8 protein-coding genes are annotated in these 12284 nt (G+C 73.9%); 2 read left to right on the top strand and 6 right to left on the bottom strand.

Annotated features, from left to right (window positions below; all coding sequences use genetic code 11):
- Positions 1 to 18 precede the first annotated feature (18 nt).
- Positions 19 to 933, bottom strand: coding sequence for an ACP S-malonyltransferase (locus ACF1AG_RS02210; protein WP_359603425.1), 915 nt, complete (start codon positions 931 to 933; stop codon positions 19 to 21).
- A gap of 89 nt (positions 934 to 1022) precedes the next feature.
- The gene (fasR, locus tag ACF1AG_RS02205) at positions 1023 to 2228 is read right to left on the bottom strand and encodes a fatty acid biosynthesis transcriptional regulator FasR (RefSeq protein ID WP_359603423.1); all 1206 of its coding nucleotides are present in this window, start codon (positions 2226 to 2228) and stop codon (positions 1023 to 1025) included.
- Positions 2229 to 2370: 142 nt separating this feature from the next.
- On the opposite strand from fasR, the gene ACF1AG_RS02200 reads away from it, so the two are divergent.
- Positions 2371 to 3027 (top strand): pirin family protein, encoded by a 657-nt coding sequence (locus tag ACF1AG_RS02200; protein WP_359603421.1) that lies wholly within the window; start codon positions 2371 to 2373, stop codon positions 3025 to 3027.
- Positions 3028 to 3171: 144 nt separating this feature from the next.
- Positions 3172 to 3909: an alpha/beta hydrolase gene (locus ACF1AG_RS02195; protein WP_359603419.1), complete on the top strand. Its 738-nt coding sequence runs from the start codon at positions 3172 to 3174 to the stop codon at positions 3907 to 3909.
- Positions 3910 to 4055: 146 nt separating this feature from the next.
- Here ACF1AG_RS02195 and ACF1AG_RS02190 read toward each other — a convergent pair whose 3' ends face one another.
- From ACF1AG_RS02190 to ACF1AG_RS02175, 4 genes are all read right to left on the bottom strand, one after another.
- A complete protein-coding gene (locus ACF1AG_RS02190; protein ID WP_359603417.1) occupies positions 4056 to 5630 on the bottom strand; it encodes a S8 family serine peptidase in 1575 nt (524 codons plus the stop codon).
- Positions 5631 to 6017: 387 nt separating this feature from the next.
- Positions 6018 to 9368 (bottom strand): hypothetical protein, encoded by a 3351-nt coding sequence (locus tag ACF1AG_RS02185; protein ID WP_391809204.1) that lies wholly within the window; start codon positions 9366 to 9368, stop codon positions 6018 to 6020.
- 2 nt (positions 9369 to 9370) lie between these two features.
- Positions 9371 to 11203, bottom strand: coding sequence for an HSP90 family protein (locus ACF1AG_RS02180; RefSeq protein WP_359603413.1), 1833 nt, complete (start codon positions 11201 to 11203; stop codon positions 9371 to 9373).
- 54 nt (positions 11204 to 11257) lie between these two features.
- The gene (locus ACF1AG_RS02175; RefSeq protein ID WP_359603411.1) at positions 11258 to 12241 is read right to left on the bottom strand and encodes a hypothetical protein; all 984 of its coding nucleotides are present in this window, start codon (positions 12239 to 12241) and stop codon (positions 11258 to 11260) included.
- Positions 12242 to 12284: the final 43 nt, after the last annotated feature.

Genomic DNA, 12284 nt, shown 5'->3' with positions numbered 1-12284 from the left:
GTCGGCTCCTTAAGGGCGTCAGGCGGCGTGCTCGGCGAGGAGCTCGCGGGCCGCGTCGAGGTCGGCGGGGGTCTTCAGGGCCAGCGTCTTGACGCCGGGCAGGGCACGCTTGGCCAGACCGGTCAGGGTGCCACCGGGGCACAGCTCCAGGAGGGCCGTGACACCGAGCTCCTGGAAGGTCCCCATGCACAGGTCCCAGCGGACCGGGTTGGCGACCTGGCCCACCAGGCGCTCCAGCACCTCGGCGCCGGACGCGACCGCCTTGCCGTCCTTGTTGGACACGTAGGCGACCTTCGGGTCGGCGGGTGCGAGGGCCCTGGCGGCCTCCGCCAGCGTCTCGACCGCGGGGCCCATGTGGTGGGTGTGGAAGGCGCCGGCGACCTTGAGCGGGACGACCCTGCGGACGCCCTCGGGCTTGTCGGCCTCCAGCGCGGCGATCTGCTCCATGGTGCCGGCGGCGACGATCTGGCCGGCGCCGTTGATGTTCGCCGGAGTGAGACCCAGCTTCTCCAGGTGCGGGACGGTCACCTCGGGGTCGCCGCCGAGCAGCGCCGCCATGCCGGTCTCCGTGATCGCGGCGGCGTCGGCCATGGCCAGACCCCGCTTGCGGACCAGGGAGAGCGCGGCGGTGTCGTCGAGCACGCCGGCGAGGGCGGCGGCGGTGATCTCGCCGACGCTGTGACCGGCTACCGCGCCGGGGCCGATGTCACCCAGTGCCGAGGCGGACAGCAGCCCGGCCGCGACCAGCAGCGGCTGCGCGACGGCCGTGTCGCGGATCTCGTCCGCGTCGGCCTTCGTGCCGTAGTGGGCCAGGTCGAGTCCGATGGCGTCGGACCACGCGGCGACACGGTCGGCGGCGCCGGGGAGTTCGAGCCATTCGGTCAGGAAGCCGGGCGTCTGGGAGCCCTGGCCGGGAGCGACGAGTACGAGCACTCTCACACTCTCTCTTGCGTACGGGCGCGGCCGCCCGTGGGGACAAGGACGAAGAACGGGAGGGGGTTTTGTCGACCCCCGACAAAAGACTAGGTCTGGAGATCACCATCGGCCAGACGCCCCAGGATCAGCGCGATCCGCAGGGTGAACGCCGAGCGTACATCGGAGGGTGACCAACCGGTGACGTCTGTCACACGTCGGAGCCGGTAACGAACGGTGTTGGGGTGAACGAACAGCATGCGCGCCGCGCCTTCGAGACTGCTCGCCTGTTCGAGATAGACGCTGAGCGTCTCCAGGAGCGCCGCGCCGGCCTCCTCGAGCGGTCTGTAGATCTCCTCCACCAACTGCTCGCGCGCCGAGGGGTCGCCGGCCATCGCGCGCTCCGGCAGCAGATCGTCCGCCAGCACCGGGCGCGGGGCATCCTGCCAGGCGGAACACGCCTTGAGGCCCGCGGCGGCGGCCTGCGCGGACCGGGTCGCGGCCAGCAGGTCCGGCACCACGGGCCCGGCCACGACGGGGCCGGCCGCGTACGGGCCGATCAGCGACTTCGCGACGGCCAGCGGGTTGTCGCTGCCGCCCGCGATGACGACGAGACGGTCGCCCAGGACTCCGGTGAGCACCTGGAGCTTGGCGTGCCGGGCGGCCCGCCGGATCGCCTCCACGGTCAGCTCGGAGTCCCCGTCCGGGGCGGTGCCCAGTACCACGCACACATGCTCCGGGGAGTTCCAGCCGAGCGCGGCTGCCCGTGACACGGCGCCCTCGTCGGCCTCGCCGCTGAGCACGGCGTTCACCACGAGCGACTCCAGGCGAGCGTCCCAGGCACCGCGTGCCTCGGCGGCCTGGGCGTACACCTGGGCGGTGGCGAAGGCGATCTCGCGGGCGTAGACGAGGAGCGCCTCGCGCAGCACGCTCTCGTCGCCGGGCGCCGCCACCTCGTCGATGGCGGTCTCCATCACCTCGATCGTGGTCCGCACCATCTCCACGGTCTGGCGCAGCGTGATGGCCCGGGTCAGCTCGCGCGGCGCGGTGCCGAAGACGTCGGTGGAGATGGCCTGAGGAGCGTCGGGGTGCCGGAACCACTCGGTGAAGGCGGCGATGCCCGCCTGGGCGACCAGGCCGATCCAGGAACGGTTCTCCGGCGGCATCGCCCGGTACCAGGGCAGCGTCTCGTCCATCCGCGCGATGGCCTGGGCGGCGAGCGAGCCGGACGACTGCTCCAGCCGCTTCAGTGTCGCGGAGTGCGGGTGGGCGGGGCGTGCAGCGGGTCCGGGGGTACTGGTTTCGGGTTCGGGCACGGGACAAGACTGCCTTATCCGGACGGCGGGCCGTGCCCCAGGGTCGCACCCCGCCCGTGGCCCGTGCCCCGTGTCCGGGCTCCGGTGCCCCCGCCGTGCGCCGTCCCGGGCTCCTCGGGGAGGGCCTACCGTGGAGGGCGTGATGGACGTCAGGCGAGCGAGCGAACGCTACAGGGGCGGGGACCCGGCGGCGGGCATCGAGTCGTGGCACGCCCTCTCCTTCGGCCCCCACTACGACCCGGACAACCTGCGCTTCGGCGCGGTGATCGCCTGCAACGAGGAGCACCTGGGTCCGGGCGCCGGCTTCGGCGAGCACCCGCACAGCCACACCGAGATCGTCACGTGGGTGATCTCCGGTGAGCTGACCCACCGCGACTCCCAGGGCCACGAGACGGTCATCCGCCCCGGTGACGTCCAGCGTCTCAGCGCCGCGTCGGGCGTCCGCCACGTGGAGCGCAACGCGGCCCGCACCCCGCTGACCTTCCTCCAGATGTGGCTGGCCCCCCTCAAGCCGGGCGGCGAACCCCGCTACGAGGTCGTCCACGGCATAGCCGACTCGACTCCGTACGCCCTCCCGGAGGCAGGCGCGATGCTCCACGTCCGCCGGCTGTCGGCGGGGGAGCGCACGGCGGTCCCCGCGGCGCCCTACGTCTACGTCCACGTGGTCCGCGGTGACGTCCGCCTGGAGGGCGAAATCCTGGGCCCGGGCGACGCGGCCCGCCTCACGGACGAGAAGGACGCGGAGGCGGTCGCGGAGGGGGAGGCGGAGGTGCTGATGTGGGAGATGTCGGGGTTCTGAGAGCAGCGCCGTGGTACGTTCCTGCCGCCGTGCAGCGCTGCGACCCGAGGAGGTGAGACCGATCAACGCTTCGACAGGTCGGGCCTCCCTCCCTCCCATGGCCTAGGGAGCGCCCGCAGAGGCTCTGCGAAAGGCCGCTTTTCCATGCGCTTCCTCTCCGGGACGTCGTCCGACGGCGTCCGCGAACAGCTCTTCACCCTCGGCGAGATCCCCGGCGTCCTGTGGACGCCGGACGGCGGTGAAGCCGTGACCCGTCCCCTCGTCCTCCTGGGACACGGCGGCGGCCGGCACAAGAAGGACCCCGGCGTCGCGGTGCTCGCCCACCGCCTCGTCACCGAGTGCGGCTACGCCGCCGTCTGCGTCGACGTCCCCGCCCACGGCGACCGGCCCGAGGTCGCGGAGTACGACCGCCTCACGGCCGGGAACCAGGCCCGCGTGGAGGCGGGCGAGGAACTGGCGCCGCTGATCGCCGAGTTCCAGGCGCTGGTGGCCCGGCGGACCGTGCCGGAGTGGCGGGCGGTTCTGGACGCGGTGCGGGAACTCGACCACGTGGGCCCCGGCCCGGTGGGCTACTGGGGCGTCTCGCTGGGATGCGGACTGGGCGTCCCGTTCGTCGCCGCCGAACCCCGGGTCCGTGCCGCGGTGCTGGGCCTGGGCGGCGCGCACGCCTCGGCGGAGGCCGCCTCCCGGATCACCGTGCCGGTGCGGTTCCTGGTCCAGTGGGACGACGAACGGGTGCCGAGGGAACAGAGCTTGGCCCTGTACGACGCCCTGGCCTCGGAGCAGAAGTCGCTCCACGCCAACCCGGGCGGACACGGCGAGCTCCCGCCGTCCGAGCTGGACGGCGCGCTGAGCTTCTTCAGCCGGCACCTGAGCGGCTGACGCGCTCGGTGAGGACGGCGTTGCCGGGGTGGGGGCCGTGCAGTGTGTGCTGACCGGACGCGAGAGCACCGGCCTTTCGCGCACCGCCCCGGCACGGGGACCCGTGCCGGGGCGGTGAGGGTTCAGCGGAGCTCGGAGGCGACGCCTCAGAAGGTCAGGCCCCAGCTGCTGATGTAGCCCGTGTCACCGGCGTAGCCGTCGGTGACGCGGAGCTTCCACGTGCCGTTGGCCGTCTCCGAGGAGGCGTTCACGGTGTACGTGGTGTTGATGTTGTCCGTCGAGCCGCCGGTGCCGGAGGCCTTCAGGGTGTAGACGCGGCCGCTCGGAGCGACCAGGGACACCGTCAGGTCACCGATGTAGGTGTGGACGATGTTCACCGGGACCTTGAGGGTCGACGGGGCGTTGCCCGAGACACCGGTGACGGCGATCGGGGACTCGACCGTCGTCCGGTCGCTGATGGTGTACCGCGTCGAGCTGGTGAACGTCTTGCCGGCCGGCGGGGTCGTGCCGCCGTTGCCGCCGACGTACAGCAGACGGTTCGGGGAGCCGCTGCCCGGGTTGGAGACGGCGCCGGAGACGGAGTTGGCTATCAGCGCGGAGGCGACCTGCGACGGGGTGGCCGACGGGTTGTCCGCGAGGTACAGCGCCGCGGCGCCCGCGACGTGCGGGGTGGCCATCGAGGTGCCGGAGATGGTGTTGGTGGCGCTGTCGCCGGTGTGCCAGGCCGACGTGATGGACGAGCCCGGCGCGAAGATGTCCAGGTTCGAGCCGTAGTTGGAGTAGCTGGCGCGGGCGTCGGTCGAGGTGGTCGCGCCGACGGTGATCGCCTCGGCCACCCGGGCCGGCGAACCGGTCGCGGTCGTCGACTCGTTGCCCGCGGCCACGGCGAAGGTGACGCCGGCCGCGATGGCGTTGCGCACCGCGTTGTCCAGCGTCGTGCTGGCGCCGCCGCCGAGCGACATGTTGGCCACGGCCGGGAGGACCGCGTTGGCGGCGACCCAGTCGACGCCCTCGATCACGCCGGCGGTGGTGCCGGAGCCGTTGTTGTCGAGGACGCGGACGCCGACGACGGAGGCCTTCTTGGCGACGCCGTACGCGGTGCCCGCGACGGTGCCGGCGACGTGGGTGCCGTGGCCGTTGCCGTCCTGGGCGACGTAGTCGCCGTCGACCGCGTCGTAGCCGTTGCGGGCGCGGCCGCCGAAGTCGCTGTGGGAGATGCGCACACCGGTGTCGATGATGTACGCGGTGACGCCCTGGCCGGCGGTGTCGTCGTAGGTGTACGAGCCGCTCAGCGGCAGCGCGGTCTGGTCGATGCGGTCCAGGCCCCAGGACGGCGGGTTGGTCTGCGTGGCCTGGATGGTGAAGGTGCGGTTCTGCTCGACCAGCGCGACCGAGGGGTCGGCGGCCAGCTCGGCGGCCTCCGCCTCGGTGGCCTCCACGGTGTAGCCGTTGACGGCCTCGCGGAAGGTGTGCCCGACGTCGGCGCCGTACTTCTCGGCCAGGCCCTTGCCCTTGGCGGTGGTGGCCCTGGTGTCCGGCTTCAGGGTGACGATGTAGCTGCCCGCGACCGCGTTCGGCGCATCCGCGTAGGCGATCGTCCCCTTGGGGGATTCGGCGGAGTGCGCGGCGGGAGCGGTGAACAGACCGCCCGCGAGAGCCGCCGCGGCGACCGCGCCGACGCCGACGATCGACCTGTGCTTGGCGTTTCGCTTCACTGCCATCTGAGGTTTCTCCTCGACAGGTGGGGAGTGTGGGGGTGGCGTCTCCTGGGGGTGAGGCGCCGGTCGGCGGACGTCCGGCCCGGGTCACCGGGACGCACGCATGTCAGGAACATGCCAAACACGGACGCTGTGGACGTGATCCGCATGTCCTGTCGCCAGGCGAAAGATTGATCTGTCTACGCGGATTGCACAAGAGGTTCGGCCGCTCGTTAACGCCCGTGCCACAAAGCCGGAGTGACACAAGGTCATCAACCGGCCCAGATACGCTGCGTAAACATGATTACCGTCACAGTCACGGCGTGAGACGGACGGTGGTGAACCGTTCCGCATAACGAGACGGGAGGGCGGGGCCGGCCCCGCGGCCACGCCCCGCCCTTCCCGCCCTGCTCACTCCTCGTCCCGCAGCCTCTCCGCCAGCTCCGCCAGCGTCTCCGCCACTTCGCCGTGGCCGAGCGCCGTCAGCCGCTCCACCGCCGCCCCGACCCGTCCGAGCGCCGCCGCACGCCGCTCCAGGTAGACGCCCTCCACGACTCCGGCCAGCCGCACGCACTCCGCCCACTCGGCGGCCTCCGTGGCGTCCTCGCCCGGTTCCCCGAGCAGCCCGAGAGCCTTCTCCAGCGCCGCCAGCGCCTCCTCGTAGGCGCCCCCGTACGCGTTGACCCGCCCGTGCTCGTAGGCGAGGGCGGAGTCCAGCGAGCGGCCGTGCGCCTCGAACCCGGCGGCCCGGGCCGCATCGGCGACCCGGCCGGCGTCCTGAAGGAAGGCACGGGCGCCCTCCAGCCCGTCCGGGCCCTGCCGGTGCGCCTGGAGCCGGGCCAGCTCCCGCAGTGCGTTGCTGAGCATCTCGAACCGCGGGTCGCGCGCGTGGGCGGCGAGCGCCCGGTCCACGGCCTCCCGCGCCTGCCCGAACTCCCCGGCCTCACCGAGCAGTACGGCCGTCTCCGCGGCGATCATGGCGTGGCTGCCCGGGTCGTCGTCCCAGCCGGCCGACTCGGCCGCGAGGGCCACGAACTCCGCCGTGGCGGCCTTCAGGTCGTCCCCGGCGTGCAGCGCGCGGGCCCGCGTCAGCCGCAGCTGGGCCACGAGCCGGTCGTCCAGCCCGCCGTCCACGACGTCCGGCTCCATCAGCACCGAGTCGAGCAGGGCGATGCAGTCCTCGATGCGGCCCAGGTCGAGGCTCAGCTGTGCCACGTTGCTGTAGGAGCAGAACGCGTCGAACCGGTTGCCCGCCCGCAGGTCCAGCTCCGCCGAGCGGGTCAGATGGCGCAGGGCCTCGTCGGGCCGGCCCAGGCGCAGGCACGCCTGCGCCAGTTCGCCGTGCAGGGTCGGGGCGTCGACCGTGTCGCCGGGCCACTCGGCCGCCAGCCGCAGCCCCTCGGCGAGGCTCGCGTGCGCGGCCTCGGCGTCACCGACACCCAGCTGGATCTTGCCGCGCAGCGCGAGCACGCGCGGCAGGTGCCAGGCGGGACCGTCCGTCCGCAACAGCCCCACCAGCGCGTCCGTCTCGGCGAGCGCGGTGGGGAGGTCGCCGGACATGGCGTGCGTGGTGGCCCGCAGCAGCCGCGCGCCCGCGATCTGGCCGGCCAGGGCGTGCCGGGCGGCGAAGTCGTGCAGCAGCTCCGCCTCGGCGAGGACGGACGCGACCTGCTGCCGGTCCCCGGCTTCCTGGAGCCGCAGTCCCAGTGCGCTCACCCGCAGCCGCAGCAGCCGCGCCTCCAGGAACGGAGCGAGACCGGCCGCCTCCTCGTGCAGCCGCACGAGCGTCGCGTACGCCGCGGACAGCGCGGTGACATGGGCGTCGGGGCCCGCCGCGGGTCCCGGACCCGCAGCCGAACCGGCCCTTCCCGCGGAGGCGGAACCCTCGACGGAGCCGGGGCCGGCCGCGGGCCGGGATGCCCGCGCCGGGCCGGACCCGTGCGTTGTGCCGGGTCGCTCGGCGGAGTCGGACGGCTGCGGGGAGCCGGCCCCGTAGGCGCTGCCGACCCCCGCGGCGGGGGCGGAGCCCCGCGCCGGGCCGGCCCTGTGCGTCGTGCCGGGTCGCTCGGTGGAGTCGGACGGCTGCGGGGAGCCGGCCCCGTAGGCGCTGCCGACCCCTGCGGCGGGGGCGGAGTCCCGCGCCGGGCCGGACCCGTGCGCGGAGTCGGGTCCCTGGGCCGTGCCGGACTCTGCGGTGGTGTCGGGTCCCTGGGCCGGGCCGGACCCTGCGGTGGTGTCGGACTCCTGCGTGGAGCCGGAACCGTCCGGCCCCACCCGCACCCCCGCCAGCACCGCCTGCGCCCGGGCCAGCGTCGCGTGCCCCGGGAGCCCCGCGTCCTCGTAGAGACCCGACGCCTCCTCGTACAGCGTCGCCGCGTCCCCGTGCGCGTTCCTTCGGTCCGCCAGCGTCGCCTCCTCCTCCAGCAGTTCGGCGCGCAGGCGCAGCAGCGGTCCGACGTCCGGATCGTCCGGGTGGACGTAGTCGCGGGCGGCGGTGAGCTCGCGCAGCCGTGCCCAGCAGGCGTGCGCGTCCGGGTGCCCCTGCTCGTCCAGCTCTCGCGCCCGCCTGATCAGGTCCGCCGGCGATTCGGGGAGCGGCTCGGCGGGTGCCGGCGCCGGCGCCGCGGGGGCCGGGGCCACGTCCTCCAGGGTGCGCGGACGCAGCGTCAGCTCCAGCGACTCCAGCAGCGGCGCCTGCGCCAGACGGGCCCCGCGGCGGCCGGCGTGCGTCGTCGTGCCGTTGCGGGCGTCGAAACGGGCAGCCAGGTCGTCGGCGCGCCCCCGCACCTCGGCCCGCAGTTCCGTCACCGTCCAGCTCCGGCCGGGGAACCCGGCGGCCGGCAGCTCCCCGTGGCCCAGCGCCTCCACGCGGGCGAGCAGCACCTCCACGCCGGTGAGCAGGTCGAGCAGGGCCAGCGGCGAGTCCACCTCGTCGAACAGGTTCCGGTTCTCCGCCAGCAGTTCCAGGCCGCGCGCCTCGTTGCCGGTCAGCGCACAGAACTCCAGGTGGCGGCCGATCTCCCCGGCCATCGACGGGTTGCGGCGGCAGCCGCGGTAGCCCGCCAGGTGCAGATGGCGCGCCTCGTCCGTACGGCCGGTCCGAAGCAGCGGCAGCAGCGCGTACGAGATGGAGTGGGCCGGTTCCTCCTGGCAGGACTCCTTGCCCGCGAGCACCGGCTCCCAGTGGCGCAGCGCCCGCTCGTCGTCGCCCGCCGCCACGTGGTGCAGGGCGCGCTCGCAGGTCTCGCACGCCTCGCAGTCGCTGAGCAGGCTCCGGGCCCGGCCCGCCCACAACTCGTAGGCGAGGGTGGTGTCCTCGCCGACGTGCGCGGCGAGCAGGTACGCCTGCCCGTAGTACGGCTGGAGGTCGAGGCCCGCCTTCTCGTAGCGGTCCCGCATCTCCGTGAGCCACTGGCGCAGGCTCGCCAGCGGTACCTCGGGCAGGGAGCGCAGGGCGCCCGCGACCCACTTGAACCGCCAGAACAGCTGGTGGCGCAGCCGGTCGTCGAACACGTCGGGCCGCTCGTCGAAGAGGTTCAGCAGCCGGGCGAAGACGACCGGCGACTTCCGCGGCTCGGAGCCGTACGTGTACGCCTCCTGGAGCTCCAGCAGGGCGTGGATCAGCGGCTCCGGCTCGCCGAACAGCTCGGCCGCCTCGGCGAGTTCCTCGGCGGCGACGGTCCGGGTGCGGCCGTAGGGGAGGGCGCCGTTCTCCCGCAGCGCCGCGTACAGCTCGTCGGTGGTCTGGGGCGGGGTCTGCATCGTCAGCGGTCCTTGCGCAGGGCGTGGGCGAGAAGGTCGAGGAAGGAGCGGTTGATGAGGCTGGACTCGGCGGGCCTGAGCGGACGCCGGGACAGCAGCGCCGCCTGCCCGTACAGGGCCTCGGCGCTGGTGCGGGCCAGTTCCGGCTCGGCGATCGCGACGGCGGTGCGCACCAGCGGGTTCAGCTGGTTGAGGATCAGCTGGGCGCGCGGCGCCTCCTGCTGGAGGGCGCCGAGGATGTCGCCCCACAGGCCGCCCTCCTGCTCGCGGGCGAGCCGGGAGCGGGTGCGCTCGTGCCGGGCCTCGCGGCTGTCGACGAGCAGGGCGGGCGCGGACGCGGGCTGGAAGGCGCGCAGCGCGACGTCGCAGTCGAACACCGCGAGGGCGTCCCGGGCGAGCGCCAGATAGGCCGCGGCGGCCAGTTCCGTCTCCCGGTCGACCGGGTCGAGGTGCGCTGTGAGGGTCGCCGGGTCGAGGTCGGCGACGCTCACCTCGGGCCTGATCTCCGGCAGCCGGTGCGCCAGTTCGCGGTCGTAGGTGTAGCCGCCGTTGACCACGCCGAGCCCGGCGGCCGACGCGATGGCGGCAACCTGCCGGAACTCCTCCACGCTGGACGTCACCAGCACGGTGCGGTGGGTGCGGGAGAACTCGTCCAGGGTGCAGTGGCCGTCGGTCGTCTCGAACGGCAGCCACGGCAGCAGCATCCGCAGGATCTCGTCGTCGTGCACGGCGAGCGACTTCACCGACAGGTGGTGCGCCTGGAGGAAGCGGTGCAGCAGCTCCGGGTCGCTGGCGGCGACGCGGGCGATCCACGCGCGCAGCTTCCCGGCGAGCGCTTCCCGGACGGCGGCGAGGGTGTCGTCCTCGTACAGGGACTCGCGGGACGCCGTCGGGCGCAGGCTCTCCGCGTCGACGACGCAGCGCACGAAGAACGCCCAGTCGGGCAGGATCTCCTCCGCCTGCTCGGACAGCAGCATGCCCTTGACGTGCACCCGGTGTCCGTGACGGCGTCCGGCGGGCACCGCCTCCGGGAGCACGCAGGCGACGCCCTTCAGACCCACGGCCGGCAGATCCAGCTCCAGGGTGTCCAGCGGCGTGAAGCCGAACACCTCCTCGCCGTACTTGGCGAGCGCGCGGGAGCGGGCGCCCGGTGTCGGGTACGTCCGCGCCCAGGGCGCCTCCTCCGGGTTGACCGGCACGACGGGCCCGCCGGAGCCGTCGTCGAAGGTCACCGGGTGCCGCAGCAGCGAACCGAAGTGCTTCGCCAGGGCGTGCACTTGAGCGGGCGCGGTCCATTCGCCCGCGTCCGAGCGCGGGGTCAGCGTGACGGTGGTGCCGGGGACGGGCCGGGCCGAGGCGGGCAGGGTGCGCACGCTGTAGCTGCCGTCGCCGCGTCCCCGCCACTCCACGGCGGGCGCGTGGGGTGCACGGGCGGAACGGCTGACCACGTGGATCTCGTCCGCGACCAGGAAGCAGGACAGCAGGCCGATGCCGAACTGGCCGATGAAGTCGCCGCGCTGCTCGGCGATCCCGTCGGCGCGTTTGCTGCTGCGGCCGATCGTGGCGAGGAAGCTGTGCACGTCCGCCTCGGTGAGGCCGACGCCGTCGTCCTCGACCCGGACCACGGAACGGTCGGCGTACAGGCGGATGCCGAACGAGCCTGCGGGCGAGGCCGGTTCGAGGGCGTGCCGGGCGGTGAGCGCGTCCACCGCGTTCTGCATCAGTTCCCGCAGATAGACGCGGGGGCTGGAGTAGAGGTGGTGGGAGAGCAGGTCGACGAGGCCGCGCAGATCCACCTGGAAGGTGCGGTCCGGGGTGTTCTCGGGCAGGGTCATGGGCGGTCCGGGGTGTGAAGAGGGCCTACGGAGGGAGAGGGGGCGCGGGCTCGCTCAGCCGAGGCGCCGGCGGCGGGCGTACTGCTGCTCGGGCTCCGCGAAGTACGACCAGGGCCACTCGGTCCAGGCGCCGTCCAGCTCGTGGAAGACGCGCCCGCAGGCGACGCCCTCGCCGGACAGCGACAAGGCCATGGCGAACATGCTGAAGTCGTACTGCCAGCCGGGCCGCCGCACATAGGCGGGGTGCAGGATGCTGCGCCGCGCCGCGGTACGCAGCTCCTCCTGGACCTCCGCCGTGTCGAGGCAGGAGCCGTCGTCCGACTCCACCCAGTTCTCGATGTGGGCCATCGCGACCAGCGCGCCCAGCCGGTGGCCGTCCGGTGCGCCCGCGAACGCCTCCCGCGCGAACGCCAGGGCCCGCCCGGGCTCCCCGCCCCAGCGCGGCTGTAGCTGCGTCAGCCGGTCGAGGTGGCACTCGAAGTCCAGCGGCTCGCGGCGCAGCGCCGCGTCGAACCGCACGTCGGCGACCGCCGGGCCCAGCGACATGCCCCGCGCGGAGGTCAGCAGCCGGTGCCACGGCGTGACCCAGTCGGGCCGCAGCTCGGCCGCCTCGAACAGGTGCCGCTCGGCGATCCGCAGCCGCTCGTGGAAGAGCCGCCACTGCTCCTCGGTGACGTGCGCGGCACGCGCGGCGGTGCGGGCCTCCCAGCCCCACTGGACGTGCCGGGCGCCGGAGATCAGCAGCGCCGTCGCCCGGTGCTCCTTGTCCTCCTCGACCGCCCGGCCGATCCAGTCCTCCACCCCGTCGACCTTGGCGATCTCGTCCACGACCAGGTGGTCACGGCCCGGGTCGAAGGGCGCCAGCGCCTCCTTGACGTCCTCCCAGTCGCCCGCGTCGGCCGCCTCCACCAGCGCCAGCACCCGCCGGTCGCCGAGGGCGCGCAGCCGGTGGACGCCGTTCCTCCGCCGCGGGGCCGGAAGGGCGTACGGATCCGCCTCCGGTCTTTCCCCGCCCCTGCCGAACAGCTTGCCGAACATGCCGCGCCCTCCCCTGGTCCCGCGTGATCGTCCGGCGCATCAT

The sequence above is a fragment of the Streptomyces sp. NPDC014764 genome (assembly GCF_043082785.1).
Classification (GTDB): domain Bacteria; phylum Actinomycetota; class Actinomycetes; order Streptomycetales; family Streptomycetaceae; genus Streptomyces; species Streptomyces althioticus.
This window is presented reverse-complemented; position numbering and strand designations above follow the sequence as displayed.